This is a genomic window from Planctomyces sp. SH-PL14 (assembly GCF_001610835.1).
GTDB lineage: Bacteria > Planctomycetota > Planctomycetia > Planctomycetales > Planctomycetaceae > Planctomyces_A.
The window spans coordinates 6,770,223-6,794,181 of record NZ_CP011270.1; the positions used below are offsets into that span (position 1 = coordinate 6,770,223).

19 protein-coding genes are annotated in these 23,959 nt (G+C 64.7%); 13 read left to right on the top strand and 6 right to left on the bottom strand.

What is annotated here, in order from left to right; genetic code table 11:
• Positions 1-38 precede the first annotated feature (38 nt).
• Positions 39-1,118, top strand: coding sequence for a DUF1559 domain-containing protein (locus VT03_RS35020; RefSeq protein WP_255378442.1), 1,080 nt, complete (start codon positions 39-41; stop codon positions 1,116-1,118).
• A gap of 1 nt (position 1,119) precedes the next feature.
• Here VT03_RS35020 and VT03_RS25940 read toward each other — a convergent pair whose 3' ends face one another.
• Both VT03_RS25940 and rhaB read right to left on the bottom strand, forming a co-directional pair.
• Positions 1,120-3,204, bottom strand: coding sequence for a prolyl oligopeptidase family serine peptidase (locus VT03_RS25940; protein WP_075097302.1), 2,085 nt, complete (start codon positions 3,202-3,204; stop codon positions 1,120-1,122).
• 446 nt (positions 3,205-3,650) lie between these two features.
• Positions 3,651-5,135 carry a rhamnulokinase gene (rhaB, locus tag VT03_RS25945; RefSeq protein WP_075095692.1) on the bottom strand — a complete coding sequence of 495 codons (1,485 nt, stop codon included), beginning with the start codon at positions 5,133-5,135 and terminating at the stop codon, positions 3,651-3,653.
• Between the two features lie 504 nt (positions 5,136-5,639).
• Here rhaB and VT03_RS25950 point away from each other — a divergent pair.
• From VT03_RS25950 to VT03_RS25970, 5 genes are all read left to right on the top strand, one after another.
• The gene (locus VT03_RS25950) at positions 5,640-6,200 is read left to right on the top strand and encodes an FHA domain-containing protein (RefSeq protein ID WP_075095693.1); all 561 of its coding nucleotides are present in this window, start codon (positions 5,640-5,642) and stop codon (positions 6,198-6,200) included.
• A gap of 535 nt (positions 6,201-6,735) precedes the next feature.
• Positions 6,736-8,196, top strand: coding sequence for a type I 3-dehydroquinate dehydratase (locus VT03_RS25955; protein ID WP_075095694.1), 1,461 nt, complete (start codon positions 6,736-6,738; stop codon positions 8,194-8,196).
• 464 nt (positions 8,197-8,660) lie between these two features.
• Positions 8,661-9,434 carry an SDR family NAD(P)-dependent oxidoreductase gene (locus VT03_RS25960; protein ID WP_231870524.1) on the top strand — a complete coding sequence of 258 codons (774 nt, stop codon included), beginning with the start codon at positions 8,661-8,663 and terminating at the stop codon, positions 9,432-9,434.
• A 337-nt stretch (positions 9,435-9,771) separates the two neighbouring features.
• The gene (locus VT03_RS25965; protein WP_075095696.1) at positions 9,772-10,491 is read left to right on the top strand and encodes a hypothetical protein; all 720 of its coding nucleotides are present in this window, start codon (positions 9,772-9,774) and stop codon (positions 10,489-10,491) included.
• Positions 10,492-10,584: 93 nt separating this feature from the next.
• Positions 10,585-11,301 carry a hypothetical protein gene (locus VT03_RS25970; protein WP_156514760.1) on the top strand — a complete coding sequence of 239 codons (717 nt, stop codon included), beginning with the start codon at positions 10,585-10,587 and terminating at the stop codon, positions 11,299-11,301.
• A gap of 83 nt (positions 11,302-11,384) precedes the next feature.
• Here the strand turns inward: VT03_RS25970 and VT03_RS25975 are convergent, their stop codons facing one another.
• Positions 11,385-12,512 carry a peptidylprolyl isomerase gene (locus tag VT03_RS25975; RefSeq protein WP_075095698.1) on the bottom strand — a complete coding sequence of 376 codons (1,128 nt, stop codon included), beginning with the start codon at positions 12,510-12,512 and terminating at the stop codon, positions 11,385-11,387.
• Positions 12,513-12,714: 202 nt separating this feature from the next.
• Between VT03_RS25975 and VT03_RS25980 the strand changes: the two genes are divergently transcribed.
• The gene (locus VT03_RS25980; RefSeq protein WP_075095699.1) at positions 12,715-14,565 is read left to right on the top strand and encodes a polysaccharide biosynthesis protein; all 1,851 of its coding nucleotides are present in this window, start codon (positions 12,715-12,717) and stop codon (positions 14,563-14,565) included.
• 507 nt (positions 14,566-15,072) lie between these two features.
• On the opposite strand, the gene VT03_RS25985 is transcribed toward VT03_RS25980, so the two are convergent.
• The 3 genes from VT03_RS25985 to VT03_RS25995 form a co-directional block, all read right to left on the bottom strand.
• Entirely contained in the window at positions 15,073-16,179 is a 1,107-nt protein-coding gene (locus VT03_RS25985; protein ID WP_075095700.1) for a hypothetical protein, read from the bottom strand.
• A 154-nt stretch (positions 16,180-16,333) separates the two neighbouring features.
• Positions 16,334-16,963, bottom strand: coding sequence for a putative signal transducing protein (locus VT03_RS25990; RefSeq protein ID WP_075095701.1), 630 nt, complete (start codon positions 16,961-16,963; stop codon positions 16,334-16,336).
• A 204-nt stretch (positions 16,964-17,167) separates the two neighbouring features.
• On the bottom strand, positions 17,168-18,436 hold the full coding sequence (locus VT03_RS25995) for a PQQ-binding-like beta-propeller repeat protein (RefSeq protein ID WP_075095702.1): 1,269 nt from the start codon (positions 18,434-18,436) through the stop codon (positions 17,168-17,170).
• 405 nt (positions 18,437-18,841) lie between these two features.
• On the opposite strand from VT03_RS25995, the gene VT03_RS26000 reads away from it, so the two are divergent.
• From VT03_RS26000 to VT03_RS26025, 6 genes are all read left to right on the top strand, one after another.
• Positions 18,842-20,029: a GNAT family N-acetyltransferase gene (locus VT03_RS26000; protein WP_075095703.1), complete on the top strand. Its 1,188-nt coding sequence runs from the start codon at positions 18,842-18,844 to the stop codon at positions 20,027-20,029.
• Positions 20,026-21,333 (top strand): acyltransferase family protein, encoded by a 1,308-nt coding sequence (locus VT03_RS26005; RefSeq protein ID WP_075095704.1) that lies wholly within the window; start codon positions 20,026-20,028, stop codon positions 21,331-21,333. Before VT03_RS26000 ends, VT03_RS26005 begins: the two co-directional genes overlap by 4 nt.
• A gap of 74 nt (positions 21,334-21,407) precedes the next feature.
• Positions 21,408-21,716: a non-heme iron oxygenase ferredoxin subunit gene (locus VT03_RS26010; protein WP_075095705.1), complete on the top strand. Its 309-nt coding sequence runs from the start codon at positions 21,408-21,410 to the stop codon at positions 21,714-21,716.
• A 201-nt stretch (positions 21,717-21,917) separates the two neighbouring features.
• Complete coding sequence (locus tag VT03_RS26015; RefSeq protein ID WP_075095706.1) at positions 21,918-22,547, top strand: helix-turn-helix transcriptional regulator; 630 nt, start codon at positions 21,918-21,920, stop codon at positions 22,545-22,547.
• A 269-nt stretch (positions 22,548-22,816) separates the two neighbouring features.
• Positions 22,817-23,368: an NADH-quinone oxidoreductase subunit B gene (locus VT03_RS26020; RefSeq protein ID WP_075095707.1), complete on the top strand. Its 552-nt coding sequence runs from the start codon at positions 22,817-22,819 to the stop codon at positions 23,366-23,368.
• Between the two features lie 17 nt (positions 23,369-23,385).
• Positions 23,386-23,937: a Uma2 family endonuclease gene (locus VT03_RS26025; protein ID WP_075095708.1), complete on the top strand. Its 552-nt coding sequence runs from the start codon at positions 23,386-23,388 to the stop codon at positions 23,935-23,937.
• Positions 23,938-23,959 lie beyond the last annotated feature (22 nt).

Sequence of the window (23,959 nt, forward strand, 5' to 3'; positions counted from 1 at the left end):
AGACTTCCGCTATCGAATCGCGGAATCAGGTCGATGCAATGAATTCCCGGAAACGCACTCTCGGAAGGGCTGGATGTCTCTCGGCGGGAGGCTTGGCCTTCGTTGTCTTTGCATGCCTGGGCGGCCCCCTGTTGCCCGAGATCGTCTTCGCCCTGACAGCGGGCTGGTGGCGGCATGCCGTTCGGATCGCGGGGGACGTGACGATTGCCCCGCTTGAGGTGATCACCTTCGCAGTCTGTGTTCCGGCAACGCTAGTCCTCGCGGGACTCATTCGACGTGCGGCGCCGGGCACTGCGTCGGACGGTCCACTCGACGTCGTTCCGTCCGGCACCCTGCCCGTCTGCCGAACACTCCGCGCCGCTGGACTGGTCGCCTCGTTGTTCGTGCTATTCGCCGTGGGGACCTGTGCGGTCGCGATCGTAAGGCACGCGACATGGCTGTTGACGACTCCGGGGCCGCTCGTTGAAACGGGACGGGTGAGTTCCCGGCGTGCGGGGAGTCGAAACGCCATGCAGGCCATCGGCAGTGGCGTCATCTGGCACCACCAGGAACGCCATGCCTATCCCGTGAAGGGGACGTTCTCGCCCTCCGGGGCGGCAATCCACAGCTGGATGACGTTTCTCCTTCCCTACATGGAGCAGGCCGCGCTGTTTCGGCGACTCGACCTGTCCCAGCCGTGGAACGCTCCCCGGAACCGGCCGCTGCTCACCACGAAGATCGCGGTCTATCGGTACCCGGATCCCTACCAGGATCTTCTTCCTCCGGATGTCGACGGCCTGGGAGTGGCCTCGTTCGCCGGCAACGTTCACGTTCTCGGACCGGGACGCAGCCAGTCGATGGACGAAGTCGCCGATGGAACTTCCGAGACGATCCTGATGGGCGAGGTGCGGGAGGCGTTCAGGGCCTGGGGGGACCCGTGCAACCTCCGCGACCCGGCGGCCGGAGTGAAACGGGAGCCGGCCAGTTTCGGAGCCCCCGGTCCGGCTCCCACCCAATTCCTGATGTGCTCCGGTCACGTACGCCCAGTCGCCGACAACGTCGACGCGGAGGTTCTTTGCCAGCTCGCGACTCCCTCGGGGCACGATGGCGGTACGGAACTGCTGGAGAGATTCCACTGACCTACGAGGCGGGCTTCATCCCCAGGCTCTTGACCAGGAAGGCCCACTGGTCGGTCAGCTCTTCGATGATCTTGGCGGTCGGCTTGCCGGCGCCGTGGCCGGCACGGGTTTCGATGCGGATCAGGATCGGGGCGTCGCCTCCCTGGGCTTCCTGGAGGCGGGCGGCGAACTTGAAACTGTGGCCGGGGACGACGCGGTCGTCGGTGTCGGCGGTCGTCACCATCGTGGCGGGGTACTTCGTTCCGCTCTTGATGTTGTGGTACGGGGAGTAGGCCAACAGGGCCTTGAATTCCGCGGCGTCGTCGGCCGAGCCGTAGTCGTCGACCCAGTACCGCCCCGCCGTGAACTGATGGAAGCGGAGCATGTCCATGACGCCGACCGCCGGGAGGCACGCGCCGTAGAGGTCGGGCCGCTGGGTGAGGCAGGCTCCGACGAGCAGGCCCCCGTTGCTGCCCCCCTGGATCGCGAGCCTGGACGGTTGCGTGTACTTCTCCAAGATCAGGAACTCGGCCGCGGCGATGAAGTCGTCGAAGACGTTCTGCTTCTTGAGCTTCGTCCCCGCCTGGTGCCAGTCTTTGCCGTACTCGCCCCCGCCGCGGAGGTTCGCCATCGCGAAGACGCCTCCCATCTCCATCCAGGCGAGGCGGCTGATCGAGAAGCCGGGGGTGAGGGGGATGTTGAACCCGCCGTAGCCGTAGAGGAGCGTCGGGTTCTGGCCGTGGAGCTTGAGGCCTTTCTTGTGGGCCACGAACAGCGGCACCCGCGTTCCGTCCTTGCTCTTGGCGAAGACCTGCTTGACCTCGTAGTCGTCCGGGTTGAAGTCGACCTTCGCCCGTCGCAGCAGCTCGCTTTCGCCCGTGATGAGGTCGTAACGGTAGGTGCTCGGCGGCGTGGCGAAGCTGGAGAACGTGTAGAACGTCTCCGTGTCTGTCCGCTTCCCGTTGAAACCGGCGGCGGAGCCGATGCCGGGGAAGTCGACCGTCCGCACGAACTTTCCATCGACGGTGTGGAGGGCCACCCGGGTCTTGGCGTCCTTGAGGGACTCCAGGACGAACAGGTTGCCGACGAGGCTCACGTTCGTGAGGGCTTCGGTCCCCTGCGGGACGATCTCCTTCCAGTTCTTGCGGTCCGGATTGCGGATGTCGATAGCGATGACCCGCTTGAGCGGGGCGTCGAGGTCGGTCTGGAAGTAGAAGGTGGTCCCGTCATTGCCGATGAATGAGTATTCGTTCTCGAAGTTGTCGATCAGCGCGACCGGCGCCCCATACGGGTCGGTGAGGTCTTTGTAGAAGACCCGGAAGCGGTCGTCGGTCCCGACCATGACGGTCAGGATCAGCCAGCGGCCGTCCTCGGAGACTATGGAGTAGAAGCCCCATTTCGGCTCGTCCGGCCGTTCGAAGACGAGAGTGTCCTGAGACTGCGGGCGGCCGACGCGGTGGTAGTAGACCTTCTGGTTGAGGTTCAGGTTCTGGAACTCGGCCCCTTCCTTCGGCTCCGGGAAGCGGGCGTAGAAGAAGCCCTGGCCGTCGCTTGTCCAGGCGGGGGAGTTGAACTTCATCCAGTGGATTTCGTCGTCGAGGACTTTACCCGTCTCGACGTTCATGATGTGCCAGACCCGCCAGTCGGATCCGCCGTCCTGGACGCCGTAGGCGAGGTAGCGGCCGTCATCGCTGAAGGACATGCCTTCGAGGGCGACGGTGCCGTCCTTGGACCAGGTGTTGGGGTCGATGAGGACGCGGGCTTCGCTCTGGAGGGAGTCCTGGATGTAGAGGACGTCCTGGTTCTGGAGGCCGTCGTTCTTCTCAAAGAAGTATTTGCCGCCGACTTTGAACGGCGTGCCGAACTTTTCGAAGTCCCAGAGCTTCGTGAGTCGCTGGCGGATTGCTTCCCGCTGGGGGATCGATTCGAGGAAGGCTTGTGTGTGTTTGTTCTCGGCTTCGACCCAGGCTTCGACGTCTTTGGAGTTGCGGACGTCGTCTTCGAGCCAGCGGTAGGGGTCGGGGACCTGTGTGCCGTGGTAGGTGTCGACCTGTGAGCCGGTCTTGGTTTTGGGGGGAGCGGCCGGGAGTGGCGAGGGAGGCGACATGAGGAGCAGGGCGAGGAGGGCCGAGGTCAGTCCGGTGCGGAGCATGGAGTTTTCCCGTGAGTGGGTGACGTCTGGACTTGTAGGCCGCGCGTGCCTATCTGTCCATTGCGGATCAAGAACCGGGTCCAGGGGGACCCTGGTGGGGGATGCAAGGGGGCCACGCCCCCTTGCCCGCCGGAGGCCTGGCCGTCGGAAACCGTCGGAAGGAGCACGTGTCCAAGCGCGGACACCGTGCCGTATGCCCCTTCACCAACACGAGGGGATTGCAAAGCCAGCGATGTGGTTTGAGGGAGTCCTCAACGCGGGGACCACAAAGGGGACGTCCGTTGCTTACCACGGTTCCTCATGGAAATGCCTCCGGCGGCAAGGGGGTGAGACCCCCTTGACCCCAGCGGCCGTGGCACGTTGGGTTTGAGCTATGGGAGTCGCGCCGGCGAGGACGTTCCCTACCGCGAAAGCGAAATCAGCCGCTCATGCGCCCCCTGCCACGCCGCCCCCGCCTGCGGCTCGAACCGCTTCAGCTCACTGCTCGCCCGCACCACCGCCCGAATCTCCTCCAGCGAACCGATATCACCGGCCGAACGCGCCTGGACCAGCACATTCCCCAGCGCCGTCCCCTCCACCGGCCCCGCAATCACCGGCCGTCCACAGGCATTGGCGGTGAACTGGTTCAACAACTCGTTCTTCCCACCCCCGCCGACGACATGGATCACTTCGATCCGCGTTCCCGTCAACGACTCGATCCCCTCCAGCACCTGCCGATACTTCAGAGCCAGGCTTTCCAGAGCACAACGGATGAGCTGTCCCTCGGTCTCCGGCACCGGCTGGCCCGTCTTGCGACACCACGCCTGCAGAGCCGCTGCCATATCGTCCGGGCTGAGGAACGCCGAATCGTTGCAGTCGACAATCGACCGGAACGGCTCAGCCGCCTCCGCCTTCTGAACCAGCGTGGCGTAGTCGAACGTGTTCCCCTTCCGCTCGAACGACCGACGGCATTCCTGAACAAGCCACAGCCCCATGACGTTCTTGAGGAGCCGATACGTCCCGTCGATCCCCCCTTCGTTCGTCACGTTGAGAGCCAGCGCCTCGGGCCCGATCACCGCCTGCTGCACCTCGACGCCGATCAGCGACCACGTCCCCGAACTGATGTACGCCCAGTTCGCCTTCCCCGTCTGGTCGGTCGGCACGGCGGCGACGGCCGCGGCGGTGTCGTGTGTCGCTGGAGCAACGACCTGAATCCGGCCCAGCCCCGTTCGCCGGGAGACCTCCTCGCGGAGCGCACCGAGCCGCGTCCCGGGCTGAACGAGGTCCGGGAAGATGCTCGTCGGGATCTGGAACTTCGTCAGGAGCTCATTGGCCCAGTTCCGCTTCAGAGGATGCAGGCACTGCGTGGTGGTAGCGTTCGTGAACTCGACCACCTTGCTGCCGCTCAGGAGCCAGTGGAAGAAGTCCGGCATCATCAGGAACTTGTCCGCCTGGGCCAGCAGCTCCGGATCCTTCAGCGACATCGCGATGAGCTGGTAAAGCGTGTTGATCTCCATGAACTGAAGACCGGTCTGAGCGAAGATCTCCGCCTGTGGAACACGCGTGAAGGCGTGTCCCATCACCCCCTGCGTCCGCGGGTCGCGGTAGGTGTAAGGCGCCCCCAGCATCTCGTTGTTCTTCGTCAGCAGGACGTAGTCCACGCCCCACGTATCGACCCCGACCGAAACGATGCGGTCGCCGTACTTCTGGGCCCCTTTGGCGAGGCCGTCCTGAATGTCGGTCCAGAGCCGCAGGACATCCCAGCGGCGGGTCCCTGCCATCGGGACGGTGACGTTGGGGAACCGGTGCAGCTCATCCAGCCGGACGATGCCCTCGTTCAGCGTGCCGGCGATGACGCGCCCGCTCTCGGCTCCCAAGTCGACCGCCAGATACACCCGCTCCGCCATGTCCTGCCTCGTCCGCTGCGCTTTGACTGAGGAATTGCTCGATGGAGACCGGGACAAGCCCGATCCGCGCGTGACCGTACCGGGAACCGCCGCGTGTTCCAAGCGAACGGGGGGAGCGCCTGTCGGCCGGCTTCGCGCCGGACGGAGCCTTCTTCCGGAACGGGATCGAAGCCAGCGAGCGGTCCGGGTTTCCCCGGACGATGCCGGGCGGCATGTGACGCCGAGAGTCTTCCGGCCGTTCGGTGAACGCCGCCGCGGGAATGAAACGGGGCCGACAGGCGCCGAAGAGGGGCGGAAAACGAAAAAACCCCGGTTGCCTAGCCCAAGCAACCGGGGCCTGTTCGTGAGGATGCGGCTGGCCCGCTTACGCATCCTCACGAGCATTCTGTACAAGTCACAAGATCGGTTGTTTTGCCTAGTGACGCATGACCTGTTGAGGCTATTCTTTCTGGAAACTGTGTTTCACGAGACCTTTCGGTCAGTCACCTGTCGCGGCCTTTCCCAATGCTGCCAGAGCTGAGCCTCGTATTTCAGACGGAAAGGAAGACCAGCCTGCGGTTTCCGCTGCGGCCTGGTGTTCATCGAGTCGGCCGGGCCGCGGACTGCGATATTCATTTGATGCACATGTCGATTTCACGTGTGCACGCGGTCATCACGCACTCGGGAGCGACCATTCGCGTGGCGGACCTCGGCAGCCGCAACGGGACGTTCGTGAACCACGAGCGGATCCAGGACTCGCCGCTGAAGATCGGGGATTTCGTCTCGTTCGGCCACGCACGGTGCGAGATCGTCGATATCGCGCAGGGGGACACAAACCGCCGGATTGCGTCCGATTCCACGATCGGCCCATTGCGGGACTCCAAGGATCTGTTCCCGATCGGAAAGCTCAGCCAGGCACAGCTGAAGGTCTTCTGGCTCCTGCTGGAGGCGAAGCGCGAACGGGAGATTGCCGAAGAGCTCCATTTGAGCCAGCACACCGTTCACAATCATGCCCGCAAGATCTTCGAGGTTCTCGAAGTGACCAATAAGGCGGAATTGATCAAAGCCTACGGCGGCCTGCGGTGAACTTGGCTGCCGGAAGCACTTCCATGTGGAATCGTGGAACACGACGGGCATCCGCTTTGTGGTACCGGCGTTGAGGACTCCCTCAAAACACACCGCTGGCTTTGCAATCCCCGCGGGTTGGTGAGGGGGTATACGGCACGTCGTCCGCGTTTGGACACGCTTCACTTCAGACAGTGTCCGACGGCCAGACCTCCGGCGGGCAAAGGGCCAGAAAAACAACACAGGCCCCCTCTGCACTCCCCACCAGGGGCGAGCCCCTGGACCCCGCCTGACTGTCGACGTTGGTGGGCGCGGTTGGAGAATGCAACACTCTCCCTTTGGGGCGTGTTACCAGCCTGTTGGAATGCGGTTCGCGTTCTCGATACGCTGTCCCCATCGAGCCGGGCCGGCAATGCGGGGCAACGTCCTCCCGTCTCCAGGGCCAGCGGGAACGCCGACACGCAGCGCAGCACCGGTCTCGAGCCCCCCGTTCGTCCGCCGTCGCGGGCGAAGTCGGGAGGCGAACGAGTCGGTCGGGGCAGGGGAGTCTGGCAACATGATCTGCATCACCGTAGCGCCCACTTCGCGGACGCTGGCCAAAGTCGACATTCTCAACGCGATGCGCTACGCCGACATCGTGGAAGTGGCCCTCGACCATCTGGTCAAGGAGCCGGACGTCAAAGACCTCCTCGAAGGCTGGGAGAAACCGATCATCATCTCCTGCCGCCGCAAGGAGGATGGAGGCCAGTGGGACGGCAGCGAGTCGGACCGAATGACGCTCCTCCGGCAGGCAATCGTCGCGGGACCCGCCTACATCGAACTCGACCTCGACATCGCCTCGCGGATCCCGCGGTTCGGCAAGACGCAGCGGGTGATCTGCTTCACCAGCATGGACCGCCCCGTCCGGGACATCGATTCCATCTTTGACGAAGCGGCACAGGCCCAGGCGGACGTCGTCAAGTTCTGCTGGCCGACGCCGACCCTCGACGACGCCTGGCCTCTCCTCTCGGCCGTCAGCCAGAAGCGGCGGCTGCCGATCGTCGGGATCGGCCTGGGGCCGGCGGACCGGACGTTTTCGCTCCTGGGCCGCAAGTACGGGTCTCCGTGGATCTACGCGGCGCTGGAGAAGGGGATGGAGGCTTTCTCCGGGCAGGCGACGGTGTTCGACCTCGACGAGATTTACCACTGGCGGGAGATCGACCGGAACTCGACGTTCATCGCTGTGGCGGGGTTCGGCGAGACCCCCACGATGACGACGCGGATCTTCAACCATGCGTTCAAGCTTCTCGGAGCGAATGTCCGCTGCCTGCCGCTGCAGATCGGCGACCTGTCGATGCTGAAGAAGATGCTCGAGATCCTGAAGGTCCGGGCGATCCTGGCGAGCGGGCCGTCGGGAGGGCAGCTGCTGCCGCTGGCGGACCACATCGATGAGCAGGATCGCAAGAGCCAGTACGTCGACCTGCTGCTGAAGAAGGACGAGTCCTGGTCCGGGTACAACACCCTCTGGCGGTCGGGGCTGATGGCCCTCGAAGGCACGCTCAGCGGGGGAGCGGCGACCGGCCCCCGTCCGCTCGACAAGCACAATATCCTTGTCCTGGGGAATGGCCCTGTGGGGGCGTCGATCGCTTACGCGGTGACGCAGCGGAAGGGGATCGTGAGCATCTGCGGGCCGAATGACAAAGTCTCACAGAAGATTGCCCAGGAACTGCAGTGCCGGTTCGTGCCGTACCAGAACCTGTATGACACGCTTTCGGACGTGATTGTCATTGCGGACAAGGGGCTGGTGTGCGGGACGAAGGCGGGGGCGGTGAATCCGTCGGTTTTCCGGCCGAACCAGACGGTCCTCGACGTCAGCGATCCGCCGCTGGAGCATCCGCTGTTTACGGAGGCCCGTGAGCGGGGTTGCCGGGTGGTGGAGCCGAGCAAGGTTTACACGGACCAGTTGCAGATGCAGTTCAAGGCGCTGGCGGGTCGCGACCTGCCGATGGAGGCCTTTGCGAAGGCGCTGTCTGAGTGAGCTGCCGCAGCCTATCCCGTTAGCTCGAACCGCGTCCCTGCCGGCGCAGCTTTGTTAGCTCAAACCCAATGTTCCACGGCCACCGGGGTCAAGGGGGCAACCCCTTGCCGCCGGAGGCGCTCCGGTGAGGAACCATGGCAAACAGCGCGTGTCCGCTTTGTGGACCGGTGTTGCATGCCCCCATTTCCACAACGCTCGCCTTGCACTCCCCGCGTCTTAGGTGAGGGGGCATGCGACACGGTGTCCGCGCTTGGACACGCACTCCTTTCGATGGTGTCCGACGAGCCAGGCCTCCGGCGGGCGAAGGGGCGTTGCCCCTCTGCACTCCCCACCAGGGTGCCCCTGGACCCGATCGGGCCTGCGATGTTGACGCCTCCGGCCCGCGCTTGCAGTGCCGGCCGCGAATCGATCTGCTGACAACCGCCTTCCCTATCCACCGAGGAGAGACGTCGATGCTGCCGGGAATGAAACTGTTCGATCTGACGGGACGGACCGCCCTCGTGACCGGAGGGACTCGGGGCCTCGGCGAAGCGATGGCGGACGGTCTCGCCTCGGCCGGAGCGAACGTCGTCGTCCTGAGCCGCAAAGAGGCGGAAGCCCGGGCCACAGCGGAACGCATCCAGACGGAGCGGGGGACGAAGGCCCTGGGGCTGGGAGCGGACGTCACGTCGTCGTCGGACGTCGACCGCGTCGTCGCCGCGACGCTGGAGCGCTTCGGGGCAATCGATATCCTGATCAACAATGCGGGAATCAACATCCGCGGCCCGATCGACGAGCTGTCGTACGAGCAGTTCAAGCAGGTCCATGACATCAACGTCGACGGCCTGTGGCTCATGTCGCGGGCGGTGGTGCCGCACATGAAGTCCCGCAGCGGGGCGGGAGGGCTCGGGCGGATCGTGAACGTCGCCAGCACGCTCGGGATGGTCGGGCTGGCGAACCGGACGCCGTACGCTTCGAGCAAGGGGGCGGTCGTGCAGATGACCCGCGCCCTGGCCCTGGAGCTCGCGCCGTGGAACATCACGGTCAACGCGATCTGCCCGGGACCGTTCCTGACCGAGATGAACATTCCGATCGCCGACAGCGAGGACGCGAGGAAGAACATCATCGGCGCGGTCGCCCTCAACCGCTGGGGCCGGCTGGAGGAGATCCAGGGAGCGGCGATTTACCTCTCGAGCCCCGCCGCGAGCTACACGACGGGAAGCCTCCTCGTCGTCGACGGCGGCTGGACAGCGCGGTAAACGCCGCCCGCCGCCCGCAGAGTGATTTGTCTGCCGAGAAAGCGTGAAACACAAAGGCACAAAGAGCCCACCAAGTTCACAAAGGATTTCCGCCGCGAGTTCAATCCTTCGTGTTCTTGGTGACTCCTTGGTGTCTTGGTGTTTAACCCCTGGCCCCCCGGAATGGATCCCCGTCCCACGCCCGGTTTTCTCTTTGGATCGGGGATTTTTCCGCGGTAGCCTGACGGACCTCGGTGAAATCGCGTCGGACCTCTCCGTTTTGAGAGGGGCGAGGGAGACGACCGAGGTCCGTCGCCGTCACCTGAACTCGGCCAGCGAATTCGCAAGGGAGCCATCGATGAGTCGATGCCTGTTCGTCGAGGTCCTGGCGGCGGGACTGGTCCTGGTGTCGGGCGTACTTCAGCCGGCGAAGGCCGATCCCCCGGCGGCCGCTGCGCCACCAGTCGAAGCGACCGACAAGATTCTCCCCGTGCCTCCCGAGCAGCGCCACCGGAATCGCGTTGATATCACCTGGGATTCGGACACAGCGGATCGGATCCGCAATGCATTGAATGCTCAATGCGAGCTGGAGTTCCCCGACAACACTTTGAAAGAGATCGCGTCCTACCTGAGCGAGATCCATAACATTCCGATCCACTTCGACGTGCAGGCACTGGGAGCAGCCGGCGTTTCAGAGCTTTCCCACCTCACCGTGAGCGTCTCGGGCGTCACCTTGCGGGAGGCCCTGAAGAAGATTCTTCCCAAGGGGCTCGGGATCGTCGTCCAGCCCGAAGGCCTTCTCATTACGGCGGCGAATGAAGCCGACCGGGCGCTCTATACGCGGATCTACGATATCCGGCCGATGGTTCAGGCCGGCAAGACCCCGGAGGAACTGGTCCGCAAAGTGACCGCAGCGATCGAGAAGGCGAAGGTCGAAGGAGGAAGCGTTGTCCACAAGGACTTGATGATTTACGTGAAGCAGAACCAGGCGTCGCAGGACATCGTTCTCAGCCTGCTGAACAAGGAGAATCGCGAGGCACTCGGATCCGCTCCGCCTCCCGCGGCGCCGCCGTTGTGAAATGGCCGCGTTTCCGTCCGTTTGTAGGAAGGAAGAGCGGACCCGTCCTCGCTCTTCGTTTCCGGAAGTTCCGTCCCAAGACACGATGGCCTCATGTCTCGCCATTTCTGCTTGCCAGCCATTTTGCTCGCCGGGGTGCTCGCGGCGGACTCTTCCCCCCCGCTCCAGGCCGCTCCTCCCGCAGTCGCGGCGCCCCCCGTCGAAGAGGCCGGCAAGGTTGTCCCCATTCCTCCTGAGCAGCGCCGTGTGGGACGCGTCGACATCACGCGGGATTCGGGCAAGGAATATCTGGTTCGCCAGGCGCTGCAGTCTCAGGTGGAACTGCAGCTCCCCAACAATAAGTTGAAAGAGGTCGCGTCCTACCTGAGCCAGATCCATGGCATTCCGATCCACTTCGATGTGCAGGGGCTCGGGGCGACCGGACATTCGGAGCTCTCCCGCGTCAGCGCGAGTGTCTCGGGAGTCACCCTGCGGGAGGCCCTGAAGAAAGTTCTTCCCAAAGGGCTCGGGGTCGTCATCCAATCCGACGGACTCCTGATCACGTCGGCCAGGGAGGCCGACCGGGCGCTCTATACGCGGATCTACGATCTCCGGCCGATGGTCGCGGCCGGCAAGACCCCCGACGAGCTGATCCGCAAGGTGACGACGGCGATCGAAAAGGAGAAGATCGAAGGCGGGAGCATCGTCCACAAGGACTCGATGCTCTACGTGAAGCAGAACCAGACGTCGCAGGACATCGTTCTTGACCTGCTGATCGACGAGACGAAGGCGGTGCTCAAGGCCGCACCTCCTCCAGCGCCCGCCAAGTGAGCGGCCCCCGTCCGGAAAACGAAAGAGGACGCGACGAACCTTCGTCGCGTCCTCTCCGAGTTTCACTTCGATCCGTCGGCGGACTAGTTGCCGCTGGCCGGGAAGGCGGTGCTGGCGCCCGTCGGGCGAGTGCCGGAGACCGGCTGGACCTTCTGGCCCGTGCGGGCCTGGCCGACCGGAGTCGCTTCCTTCGAGTAGTAGTTGATGATCCGGGCTTCTTCCTTGACCTGCTCGAAGACCTTGGCGACCGCCTGCTGGGTCTTCTCTTCGACGACGAGGTTGTAGAGCTCGTTCCAGACCTGCTTCGGGTCTTCGACGATCTGCTCGGTCCGGCCTTCACACCGGAGGATGACGTAGCGGTTCGTGGCGACTTCGATGACCGGGGAGATCTCGCCCGGCTTGAGCTTGAACGCCTGGTCTTCCACGGTCGGGTTGCCGCCGTTCTTGCGGATCGGCGGGATCACGCCGCCCAGCGGACGCGTGTTCGGGTCGGCCGAGTGCTTGCGGGCGAGCTGCTCGAAGGTGTCCGGGTTGGCGGTCGCCTCTTCCCAGATCTGGTTGACGTTCCGCACGTTCCCTTCGAAGAGGATCATGCGGGCCTTCACGCGCGGTCCGTATTCCCGCTCGAACGCCTTGAGCATGTCGTCTTCGGTCGGGGCGATTTCCGAACCGGCCAGCTTCTTGAGGGCCAGCATCGGCCAGATGATGTCCTGCTGGTACTGCTCGGGATTGAGGCCCCGCTCAGCCTGGAGCATCTGGTACCAGGTGTCGGGCGGCAGGTTGAACTTCTTGGCGATGGCGATGACTTCCTGCTGGATCTCCGCCTGCGAGATCTGGAGCTTCCGCTGGTCGCACGCCTGCTGGATGACGGTCTTGTTGATGAGGTTTTCGAGGACTTCCTTCCCGTGGCGGGTCACGCACTCGCGGGCCAGGGCCTCGTAGCTGATCGTCTGGCCGTTGACGCTCGCCACCGCCGTGGAGGTGGGGCCGGCGGAAGGCTGGCCCGGCTGCTGCGGGGCCTGAGCGGTCTGCCGCGGCTCGCGCGTCTGCGAGGCCGCAGGCTCGGGACGAAGGAGCTGGAACAGGACGGCTCCGCCGATCGCCACAAGGGAGGTTCCGGCGAAGACGGGGACGATCCGGCGGCGGAGAGGAGAGGCGTTGGTCGCCGGCGCGGGACCGGTGCCGGCATCGGAGTGAGTCCGTTCACTCATGGGAAACTCCAGGGTGGGAGAGAGGCGAAAGACTTAACGCTTGAGGCTCGCGCGGCGTTATAGGGCCGCAGCAAAAAACGGGTCAAGACGTTTCCGGCAGGAGGTGCCGCCGGTCCGGTCGCCAAAGTGAGATTGCCTGAACTGGGCAGGGGAGGGTATAGAGCGTCGCGCTGTCCGGCCCGTCTGCGGCTCCCGCTCCGTCATGAAATACCGTCTCTTCGCCATCATCCCCGCGTACCTGCTGCTGTACTTCAGCAGCTTCGCGATGGCGTTTGGACTGCGGTTCGATTTCCAGACCACCCGCTTCATCGATTCCTTCTGGGCTACGGTCCCGATCGCGGTCTGCGTGAAGGCCCTCTGCTGTCTGCTGTGGAGCGAATGGCGGGGCAGCTTCCGGTTTCCGACCGTCTACGACATCGTGCGGGTCGGCTGCTTCGCCGCCACGACAGCCTTCCTCCTGGCCGCCATCAACCTCCTGGTCCCCGGTGCTCCGAATATCCCGCGGACCGTGATCGTCATCGACGGCGCGCTGGGGCTGCTGGGGCTCGGCATGCTCCGCGTCGCCTACCGCGTCTTCGGTGAAGTCGTCGGGCCGCGGCTGCGGACGCGGCGGCTCCCCAAGGCGCTGATCTACACCATCGGCCATGAGTCGATCGGGATCCTGCGGATGCTCTCCTCGACCTCGATGGAGTCCCGCCCGTTCCGGATCACCGGCTTTGTCCAGGCGGGACGGGAGCACCGCAGCTCGCGGATCGGCGGCCGCCCCGTGTATCCCAAACGGCTCGGGTGGGACCGGATCCGGACGCTGTCCGGGGCCGGCCACCTGCTGATTCCCGCCAGCGTTCCCGGCCGCGTGGTCCGCGGTCTCCTCCGGGAATGTGCCGACGCCGGCATCGCGGTCTCGATGATCCCGGCCGTCGGCGAACTCGTTGAAGGGCGGATCAAACTCGGCGTCCGCGACGTGACGGTCAACGACCTCCTCCGCCGCGAGCCGAACCGCCTCGACATGAACTCGCTCCGCAGCTCCGTCACCGGCAAGCGGGTCCTGGTGACCGGCGGCGCGGGGAGCATCGGCAGCGAGCTCTGCCGCCAGCTCCTGAGCCTGGCGCCGGAAGGGCTGGTGATCTACGACCAGTCCGAGTTTGGCGTCTTCAGCATGGAGCAGGAGCTCTCGCAGACCCACCCGGGCGCGGACATCCGGTACGTCATCGCCGACATCCTCGACGAGGATCGTCTCGGGCAGGTCTTCGACGGCTTTCGTCCGCACCTCGTTTTCCACGCCGCCGCCTACAAGCACGTCCCGCTGATGGAGGACAACCCGCAGTCGGCGATCATGAACAACGTTTTCGGGACGAAGGCGGTCGCGGACGCTGCCCTGCGGGTCAAGGCGGAGCGGTACGTCCAGATTTCGACCGACAAGGCAGTCCGCCCCACCAGCGTCATGGGAGCGACGAAGCTCGTCGCCGAGAACTACGTTCAATCCCTCGCGCAGCACGGCGAGACGCAGTTCCTGACGGTGCGGTTTGGGAATGTGCTGAACTCGATGGGGAGCGTCGTTCCGACGTTCCGCAAGCAGATCGAGGCGGGGGGGCCGATCACCGTCACCGACCCGGAGATGAAGCGGTTCTTCATGACGATCCCGGAGGCGGTCCAGCTCGTCATCCAGGCGGGTGTTCTCGGCGTCTCGGGCGAGATTCTGATCCTCGACATGGGCGATCCGGTGCGGATCGTCGACCTGGCGAAGGACATGATCATCCTCTCCGGCCTACGGTATCCGGACGACATCGACATCGTCTTCACAGGACTTCGGCCGGGCGAGAAGTTGTACGAGGAGCTGTTCTATTCCTCGGAGAAGGGCGCCCGGAAAGTCCACGAGAAGATCTTCGCGGGCGATCGGGAGCAGATCCGTCCTGCGATCCAGGTCCTGGCCGATCTGCGGCGATTGCGGGAAGGGACGGAAGTCTCGGCGGAGTCGGCTCTCGTGGCGCTGCGGGAGATCACGTGTGCCTACTCGGAGACGCCGTGGACGCCGTCCCGGCTGAAGGCGGCTTGAGCGGGCCACTCCGATGAACAAGTGAACCGGGGTCCAGGGGGAACCCCTGGTGGGGGATGCAAGGGGGCGACGCCCCCTTGCCCGCCGGAGGCCGTCTCGTCGGGAGATGTCTGAAGGACCACTTGTCCAAGCGCGGACACCGTGCCGGATGCCCCTTCACCAACCAGTGGGGATTCCAGAGCGAGCGGTGAGTCCTCAACGCCGGTTCCCCAAAACGGACATCCGTTGTGTGCCACGGTTCTGCATCGAAAATGCCTCCGGCGGCAAGGGGGCTGTGTTATTTTTTGGCCCCTTGACCCCGGCTGCCGTAGCACGTTGGGTTTGAGCGAGCAGCGTCGTGCCGGCAAGGACGTGCTTCGAGACACCGCTCAGTCTTATTCCTCGACCGACCACCCTTGGACGATTGCACCCGGCGGCGATGTGGTGCGGGTCCTCGACTCGACATTTGCCGGGGGCCAGGGTGGCGGGACCCGCGTCCCGGCCACCCTGCTGGCCCGCCTCCCGGTTTCAAAGCCCCGCCTCGAGCTGTTCTTCCTCGTGGCGGAGGACCGCCTGCCCGAGCATGATCGAGGCCCGCATCGCCATGTAGCTGGAGACCGCCTTCAGGTACGCCGCCCCCGCCTTCTTCCGTCCCGGCTTGCCGAACTCGTAAATCGCCATCCCGGTCTCGCGGGTCCGCGTTCCGACCGGCAAGTACTCGTACGACTCCAGCCGCTTCCCGTTCTCGGGCGTCCCGGCAAAAGTGATGATGTGCGGGTGGACGGAGGGGCGGTAGACGAGCGGGAACAGGGAGCTGTACTGGTAAGCCAGCGTACGGATCTGGGCACTCTCCCGAGCCGCCTTGGCCCGCCGCATGTCGGGAAGGATCCGCTCGTTGACGGCGTTCTGGTGGACGAACGGGCTGGGGCTCTCGATGTCCTCCGGCCGGATGTCCATGTCCTCCATCTGACCGTCGCGAAACCGCTCGTAGGCCCCCCTCGTCAGGGGGACGACGACGTTGACCCCCACCCGCATCGGTTCACCGTTCTCGTCGATCGTGGCGAACAGGACCGACCGCTCATCCCCCTTCCAGAATCGCAGCAGAAGGTCGATGTACTCATCGACCGTCCGCCGCATGATCCGCTCCCCAAGGACACGGGCCTTCTCCGGCGAGAGCGTATGGTCGTTGTGATACCCGACGCTCTCGACGACGATTCGCGCCGCCAGCGCGATGTCCTCTTCGTTCCGGCAATAGGCCTCTTCGGGGATCTGCCAGCCGCTGATGAGGTACGAGTACAGCCGGCCCCACCCCAGTTTCCAGACGCCTCCACTCGAGTCGTCGCGGCGATCGCGGCCGGAGGCGGGGGGAAGTTCGCTCGGCTCGGCGATCTCGGCCACGGGGAATTTCCCCAGACGGAGATGGTCGGAGATGTATTCGGAAAACGACTCAATGGTGACCCGCGTCACCGGCTCCCCCAACCGCAGGGGGCGCCACTGGTGTTCGCTGAGACGGACAGCCGGGACCCGCTGCTTGCGGGCCCAGGTGAAGAAAGCCTTGCGGGTCATTCCTTCCTGATTCCAGTTGAACGTCTCCAGGAACGCGGGACGCAACTTCAGACTCAACTCAACAGACATCCGGCCCCATCCTGTGCAGACTCACTCTGCGCCAACGCAGCGAGTTTAGAGGGGGCGGATCGTATCGGAAGGGCGCTACAGAATGGATGTTGTGCGCGCGCACGATTGCGGCGGAGTCTCGGGAGTGCGGATCGTTCGTTCTGACAGGCGACGGTCAGAAGTGCGTCGGAATGAAGAACGACGCGATGAACGCCCCCCACACGAAAGTCGTGGCGACCAGCAGGACGATGGCGACCCAATAGCGCCGCAGTCCGCGCGGCGACAGCTTGGGCTTGTCGATCGAAAGAACGAGCGGAACCGTGATGAAGAGGAGCGGGGCACAGGCCAGGTTCAGGATCGCCCCGCGAAGCAGGCGGCGGATCTTGTCGTCTTCCGTGAGTTCGGAGGGGGCTTTCGTGCCTGTTGTCTGATCTGCTGAATCCGGAGTGTCTGCTGGCGTCCCTTCCGACGGAACATCGCCGGAGTTTCCGCAGTTCCAGCAGACGTCGAATCCGGCGTCGACGTCGGACCCGCACCGCGGGCAGGTCCAGGCCGTTCGAACCGCGCGGTCCGACGCCTCCTGCTCCTCCCGCGCCAGCAGATCCCGCGCGGCCGCGGCGTCCTCCTGGGCGACCATGAGCTTCACATACTCGACCGCGGTGCCGACGTAGCTCAGCGTCGTGCGGATCTGCCCACCCAGGAGTGTGCTGGCGATTCCGCTCTGTTCCAGAAGCGCCTGCGCCGAGGCCGCTTCGACCTCGTTGTGGAACTCGCGGACACATTCCAGCCGATCCAGCTCATTCATCGGCAGTGTCTCAGAGGCGGTCCGAGAGGAGAAGAATGGTCGTTCTTTCTACCGAAGCGGGCACCCGCTGTCACGGTCCCCCTCTCGCTCCACGAGAGGAGCACGCAGGGGGAGGCCTCAAAGTCGAAGCCTCGCTTCGCTGCAGCCGAACCGCCGTTCATACGGATCGGCTCGCAACGTGGGCGACCGGATCGCTTTTCGGGCTCAACCCGCCGGAGCGGCTTCGCCGCCGAAGCAGTAGAGGTGCTCGAACGTCCGGAGCAGAACGTTTCCGTTGACGAGAACCGGAGTCGCCACCGTCTTCTCTTCCTGGGGGAGAGGATTGGTCGCCAGCAGTTTTCCGCTGGCGGCGTCGAGGACGAACGTCGTCCCGTCTTCCCGCGTCAGGTAGAGATGCCCGTTCGCCAGGACCGGAGAAGCGCTGTAGGCCAGGCGGTTTTTGGGGAGCGACGCGGTCCAGACTTCGTCGCCGGTCTCCACGTTCAGGCAGCCCGCCTTCCCCTTGTCGGTCGCCACATAGACCTTGCCGTTGTGCGCGACCGGAGTCGGGACATCCGCGGACAGCTCCCCCTTCGTCCATTGGACATGAGACTTCGTCACGTCGCCGGTTCCCCCCAGCCGGATCGCCGTCAGCGAATTGCCGCGGGCATACGGCGCCACGACGATGTTTCCGTCGATGACCGGCGACGAGATCGATCGGAAGAACCCGTTCTGCTCCGGATTCAGCCCGCCGACCCGCCACAGTTCCTGGCCATTGGCGGCGTCATGGGCCGTGACATGGTCCGCTCCGAGGACGACGACAATCTCCTTCCCGCCGTGCTGGAGGACAACGGGTGTCGTGTAGCTCTGGGCCGCCTCCTTGGGGGCGGGAACGTTCCGGTCGACCTTCCAGGCGATCTCGCCCGTCTTCTTGTCGAGGGCCGCGAGGTACGAAGGGGAGGGCTCGCTCTGCATGACCGTGACGATGACATGGTTCTTCGTCATCACCGGCGAAGTTCCCAGGTCCCACCACAGCGTGTCTTCTCCGTACTCCTTCTGCAGGTTCTTCTCCCACAGGACCTTGCCGGACCGGTCCACGCCCGCCACGTCGCCGCTCTTGTAGTAGACCGCGATCACCTGGCCATCGGTCACGGCGGAGGGATTGGCTCCCGTCGCCTTCTGGTGTTTCCCCTTCCGCTCGTCCCCGATCACCGCTTCCCACGCAGTCTTCCCGTTCAGATCGAGAGCCACCAGGATGTTCTTCCCCTCCTTGCCGCAGGTGACGTAGATCCGGCCTTCCCACACGATCGGAGTCGACCCGCCGCTCGGGAGGTCAATCTTCCACTTCAGGTTCTTCTCGCCCGACCACTCGATCGGAAACGCACCGGCGGCGACGCCGTTGTGTTGCGGGCCCCGCCAGTTCGGCCAGTTGTCCGCCAGGATCGGGGAAGAGCAGAGCAGGGCAGCCAGGGAGAAGGCGGCGGCGGAACGCATGCGTGACCTCGGGAACGTTCGAAGCAGGAAGGATCAGCCGTTCATTATGAGTGGCCGATCGCATTTGTGAACCGATCTTTGCGTCCCGCGGGAGGGCGAGGCTCCTGCCGAGCCGCGTCGGTGGCCCCCGCGGCCAATCCATCTCCGGGCATTCTCCGCGTCCTCCGTCCCTCTGTGTTTCAAAACCTCTTCCGGAAGGAAACAAAGAGATCACAGAGAGCCCCTCTCGACCTTCCACCTGAAGCGTCTCCCCCCCACCGAACAACCGGCAGAATCGATACGGTCGGTCCCGCTACGCCCACGAAAGGTGACAACCTCGTTGCCTGACACCCACAACCGACGGGCCGTCTGCAGCGCGGACTAGGTTTCGAAAAAGCCACTCACTCTGTGCGTCGCGTGTCCCGAATGCCCGACCTCGAACTCTCCGCTCTCGACAACCCGGTCGCCCCCACCCCCGCCCCCCCGGCTATCCGTACGGACCGCACCTTCGTCCGCCGGCTGCTCCTCGAAGAGATCGACACCGCCTTCGAACGCCGCTGGAAGGACCTTGCCCGCCGCAGCCTTACGCCGAACCCGTTCCTCGAACCGGAATTCGTCCTCCCCGCCCTCGAGCATCTGCCGGACCTCGCCCGCCCTATCTTCCTGGCGGTCGAAGGAGACCGCGGGGCGCTTGTCGGCCTCGGAATCTTCGAAGAGGTGTCCGGCTCCCGCCGGCTGCCGATTCCGCACCTCCGCTCCTGGCAGACACCACACACCTATCTCGACGGACTCCTCCTCGACCGGCGGATCCCGGAACTGGCGGTCTCGTCGCTCTGGAAGTACCTCGTCAACGATTCGCACGCCTGGCACGGTGTGGAATTCCCACGCCTGCGGGAGGGGGACGAACTCGACGCCGCCCTGACATTCATCAGCGAACAGGCCGAGGTCGACTGGGTCGACGGCCGGTCCATCGTCCGGGCCCAGCTGGAGACCGACTGGAGCCCCGAAGTCCAGCAGGCCGCGATCTCCCCCAAACGGGCCAAGAGCCTCCGCCGCGGATGGCACGAGCTCGAGCGCCGCGGGGCAACAGCCTTCCACGTCGAGCGGCATGACCAGACCACCGTCGCCGGCCCCGTCACGGACTTCCTCCGTCTGGAGTCGCTCGGCTGGAAAGCGGACGAAGGGACCGCGATGGAGTGCTGCGCGGAACAGCGGGCCTTCTTCGTCTCCATGATGGACCGCTTCGCCGCCTCGGGACGGACCCTGTTCACAACCGTCACCGTCGACGGGGCCACGGTCGGAACGGTGGCCCACATCGTCAGCGGGGCAGGGGCCTTCGCTTTCAAGCTCGGCTGGGACCCGGCGTTCGAGCGGGGCTGCCCGGGCTTCCAGCTCAAGGCGCATCTCGCGGAACACGCCGACGAGCTCCTGCCGGAGATCCGCTGGGTCGACAGCTGCTCGTCGGAAGGTTCGTTCATCGAACACCTCTGGGGGGGCCGGACCACGGTCCGCAGCCGCCTGTTCCTGACGAGCCGCGCCGCGAGCGTTGCGGCCATGTTCGTGGACAAAGTGAAGTCGATCCGGGATGTCCTGCTGGGACGGAGCAGCTCGTGAGTTCAACGAAAGCCGATACCTCCGGCCATGTCCGGGCCCTCGACACAGCCGGCCACGTCCGGGCGCTCGACGGAGTGCGGGGCCTCGCGATCCTGCTGGTCTTCCTCTACGACTGCCTCCGGCCTGAGGCGGGAGGCCCGATCAACTACGTGATCCGCCGCATCTGCACGGCGGGTTGGATCGGCGTCGATCTGTTCTTCGTCCTCTCCGGATTTCTGATCACCGGGATCCTGCTCGATTCGAAAGGGCGGCCCGGCTACTTCTCGAGCTTCTTCCTGCGGCGGTCGGTCCGGATCTTTCCGCTGTACTACATCGCCCTCGCGTTCACGTTCGTGGTCCTCCCGATGTGGTGCCGCTGGAGCGGCGGCCACCCGGAGCTCGAATCGAAGCTGGCGGCCCTCTCCGCCGATCAGGTCTGGTACTGGACCTATCTTCAGAACTGGCTCTTCGCATTCCGGCAGTCTTGGCCCGAGCCGGACTACCTCAAGCACTTCTGGTCGCTGGCGATCGAGGAGCAGTTCTACCTCGTGTGGCCGTTCGTGGTCGCGGCGGTTTCACTCCGATCGATGCCGGCTCTCTGCCTGGCGATGATCGGGACCTCGGTCGCGGTTCGGACCGGGCTTTATCTCAATGGTTACCACTGGGTGACGACGTTCGCCCCGACGATCTGCCGGCTCGACGGCCTGGCGATGGGTGCCCTCGCGGCAACGCTGCTCCGGACCGACTCCTGGCGCGACCGCGTGACCCGCTGGAGTCCGCCGATCGCCGCCGCCTCGCTCGTCGGACTGTTTGCGGTCGACAAGGTCTGGCCGGTCCTCGCGAACGATCACGTCGGCACGCACACCATCGGACATACGTTCTTCGCGGTCGTCTTCGCGTCGTTCATCGTGACTGCAAGAACCTCGGGCGAGCGGTCCTGGCTCGCGCGGGGGCTGTCGAACTCGTTCCTCGTTCTGTTGGGGCAGCTGAGCTACGGGCTCTATGTCTTCCACCGCCCGATCCACAAGTTCGTCCTCGGTTGGAATCTCGACGGTTTGCCCGCCGGTCTTCGCTCCTACGCCGAGTTCGCCGCCACGCTGGGCCTCTCGCTCCTCGTCGCCGGGCTGAGCTGGATCCTGATCGAGAAGCCGATGCTCCGGCTGAAGCGATACTTTCCCCGGCCGGACGAAACCCGCGACTCGTCCAATCCGCCCCCGGCTCCCGAGGCAGAGTCGGTACAGCCCACCCCCGATCCCGACTATCATTGGCCTGTCCGGGAACCTAAAGAGCCGCGCGGGGCGGAGGTTGTGACCAGCCTCCGGTGACACGCACGACGCCTCTGGCGGTTGCCGGCGCGGCCCAACGGCCGTCCACGACAACTGCCATCCACGAGAGTGCCGTGTCCGAACTGATCCGCGTCGCCGCCGTCACCGACATTCCGCCGGGAGGCCGGCTCTCCGCGGAAGTGGACGAAACGCCGGTCCTGCTGCTCCGGGCCGGGGACGACTTCTACTGTCTCGAAGATGTCTGCACGCACGACGGCCAGCCGCTGACCGATGGACCGTTCGACGGCCGCGAGATCACCTGTCCGCGGCACGGCGCCAAGTTCGATGTCCGGACTGGAAAGCCGACCTGCATGCCGGCCACTTCGCCGGTCCGGGTCTTTGAAGTCACGGTGCGGGACGGGGCCGTGTTCGTGAAGGCGTGACGCAGGTTGCCCATTCTTCAACCATCTGACTCGCGGCTTGGTGAACCGGCCGAAGAGAGGGAGCGTCTTTCCAAGACGCTGCGGTTCGCAATGCCGTTTTTGAGACCGGGAGTCATCTCGGCTGCTTTTTGACAGATTTCCTTGTGAAAATTGTCGCGCTGCCTAGGATGGGGGAAGCCCCCGAGTTTCCCCTGGAATCCCATGCGAGCATCGCTCGAACAACCCGACCGCGACTTCCTCGCCGAACTGCATCGGCGGGGTCAGGTTTCGATCTCGGAACTCTGTTCGGCGATGAAGGTTACGGCCACAGCCGTCCGGCAGAGACTGGTTCGCCTGCAGGCGGCCGGGCTGGTCGACCGGAACGTCGTCCGCGGCGAGCGCGGGCGGCCGCACTACCTGTACGGAGTCAGCCAAGAAGGGTTGAACCGGCTCGGAGACAATTACCGGGAACTGGCTCTGCTGCTTTGGGACGAGATCCAGCAGATCGAGGAGCCGGATCTCAAGTCACGGATGGTCAATAAGTTGCGGCAGTCGCTCGTCAAGGCGTACGGCGAATCCGTCCGCTCGGAGAACACCGGCGAGCGGATGGAGGAATTGCGGCGGGGACTCGCCCGGCGCGGTTTCGACGTTGAGCTGAAAGCGGGCGCGGCCGAAGGCCTGCTCCCCGTACTGCGGGAGAACGCCTGCCCGTATCACGAGCTGGCGATGAAAGATTCGTCGATCTGCGATCTCGAGGAAACCGTGTTCTCCGAGATCGTGGGAGTCCCGATCCGGCGTTCCCAGTGTTGCCGGGACGGGCATTCCTGTTGTGAATTTGCCCCTGTGGGGTGAGTCCTCCGGCGAGAGGCCGGAGGAGACCGGCAAGAACACATTCGAAAACGTTGTCGAAAATTGGAAAGCGAAGTCCCGCGTTTCAGGAGATTGGTTTTGAAGAATGGCGACGGTTAGAGTCTGTCGCTGAAGTTCCTCGCAAGTGTCGATTCGGACTTGGATTCGGACGACGCGGCTGCGAAAGACATGCAAGTTCGGTCTGGCACGGAGTTCTCACTCCCTCCCCCTAGTCTTCTGATTAGTCCTCTGACAGGCAACGAGACGGAATCATGACCTGGATTGACGGCCGGTTTGAAGAGAATGTCATCACGACGACGCTCGAGCAGGCAATGAACTGGGCGAAAGAGTCCAGCATCTGGCCGATGACGTTCGGGCTGGCGTGCTGTGCCATCGAGATGATGGCAACGGGAGCGAGCCGGTACGACCTCGACCGCTTCGGTGCCGGTGCCTTCCGCGCCACGCCGCGGCAGGCGGACCTCATGATCGTCGCCGGGACCGTAACCTACAAAATGGCGAGCCGTGTCCGCCGCCTGTACGAGCAGATGCCGGATCCGAAGTACGTGATCGCCATGGGGGCCTGCACGGTCGGCGGCGGCCCGTACTTCAAGTACGGCTACCACGTCGTGAAGGGGGTCGATCTCGTGGTCCCCGTCGACGTCTATGTCCCCGGCTGCCCGCCGCGTCCCGAAGCCCTTCTCGAAGGGGTCATGCGGATCCAGGACAAGATCAAGGCCCGCCGCATCACGAAGGGAGCGACAGAAGTCCTCCCCGTCCCGCACCACACCGGCTACGTCAAGCAGCCAGAACTGATCAACGCCTGAGGAGATTTTCCGGTTCGATGTCCGTCGCGACGCTTCTCACCGCCGAGCAGTTTTCTCAGATGGAGTTTGACGGTCCCGTCGAACTCGTCCGGGGGGAAGTTGTCGAGATGACGAGACCGGAGCCTCCGCATGGGAACGTCTGCAACGAAGTCGCTTTTGCCCTGACGTCCTGGGCGAAGCGAGGAGGGCGGGGACTCGTCACGACGAACGACAGCGGCGTTATCACCGATCGCGATCCGGATACGGTTCGCGGACCGGACGTCGCCTTTTATGCCCTGAGCCAGATTCCCGGAGGACGGTTTTCGCCCAAAAGCCGGACCCTGGTGCCGACGCTCAGCGTCGAAGTCCTTTCGCCGTCGAACCGCTGGTCGGAGATGCGGACGAAGATCGACGAATACCTCGCTTGCGGAGTCGAGGAGGTGTGGATCGTGGATTGTCAGCGGCGGACCGTCGAGGTGTTCCGCGGCGACCTTCCCGCGGTCGAATTCAAGCAGGACGCGCAGTTGGTATCGCGAGCCTTGCCGGAGTTTGTCGCTCCGGTGAGCGAGTTTTTTGCCGGGATCGAGTGAGCGTCGTCCGCTGAGTCGAGTC

Bases quoted from the DNA above. Each gene is read 5' to 3' on its own strand.
- VT03_RS25985 (WP_075095700.1), bottom strand. From the start codon at position 16,179: ATGTCTGTTGAGTTGAGTCTGAAGTTGCGTCCCGCGTTCCTGGAGACG.
- VT03_RS26015 (WP_075095706.1), top strand. From the start codon at position 21,918: ATGCGAGCATCGCTCGAACAACCCGACCGCGACTTCCTCGCCGAACTG.
- VT03_RS25990 (WP_075095701.1), bottom strand. From the start codon at position 16,963: ATGAATGAGCTGGATCGGCTGGAATGTGTCCGCGAGTTCCACAACGAG.
- VT03_RS35020 (WP_255378442.1), top strand. From the start codon at position 39: ATGAATTCCCGGAAACGCACTCTCGGAAGGGCTGGATGTCTCTCGGCG.
- VT03_RS25940 (WP_075097302.1), bottom strand. From the start codon at position 3,204: ATGTCGCCTCCCTCGCCACTCCCGGCCGCTCCCCCCAAAACCAAGACC.
- VT03_RS25965 (WP_075095696.1), top strand. From the start codon at position 9,772: ATGAGTCGATGCCTGTTCGTCGAGGTCCTGGCGGCGGGACTGGTCCTG.
- VT03_RS26000 (WP_075095703.1), top strand. From the start codon at position 18,842: ATGCCCGACCTCGAACTCTCCGCTCTCGACAACCCGGTCGCCCCCACC.
- VT03_RS26020 (WP_075095707.1), top strand. From the start codon at position 22,817: ATGACCTGGATTGACGGCCGGTTTGAAGAGAATGTCATCACGACGACG.
- VT03_RS26025 (WP_075095708.1), top strand. From the start codon at position 23,386: ATGTCCGTCGCGACGCTTCTCACCGCCGAGCAGTTTTCTCAGATGGAG.
- VT03_RS25950 (WP_075095693.1), top strand. From the start codon at position 5,640: ATGCTGCCAGAGCTGAGCCTCGTATTTCAGACGGAAAGGAAGACCAGC.
- VT03_RS25970 (WP_156514760.1), top strand. From the start codon at position 10,585: ATGTCTCGCCATTTCTGCTTGCCAGCCATTTTGCTCGCCGGGGTGCTC.
- VT03_RS25975 (WP_075095698.1), bottom strand. From the start codon at position 12,512: ATGAGTGAACGGACTCACTCCGATGCCGGCACCGGTCCCGCGCCGGCG.
- rhaB (WP_075095692.1), bottom strand. From the start codon at position 5,135: ATGGCGGAGCGGGTGTATCTGGCGGTCGACTTGGGAGCCGAGAGCGGG.
- VT03_RS25955 (WP_075095694.1), top strand. From the start codon at position 6,736: ATGATCTGCATCACCGTAGCGCCCACTTCGCGGACGCTGGCCAAAGTC.
- VT03_RS25995 (WP_075095702.1), bottom strand. From the start codon at position 18,436: ATGCGTTCCGCCGCCGCCTTCTCCCTGGCTGCCCTGCTCTGCTCTTCC.
- VT03_RS25960 (WP_231870524.1), top strand. From the start codon at position 8,661: ATGAAACTGTTCGATCTGACGGGACGGACCGCCCTCGTGACCGGAGGG.
- VT03_RS25980 (WP_075095699.1), top strand. From the start codon at position 12,715: ATGAAATACCGTCTCTTCGCCATCATCCCCGCGTACCTGCTGCTGTAC.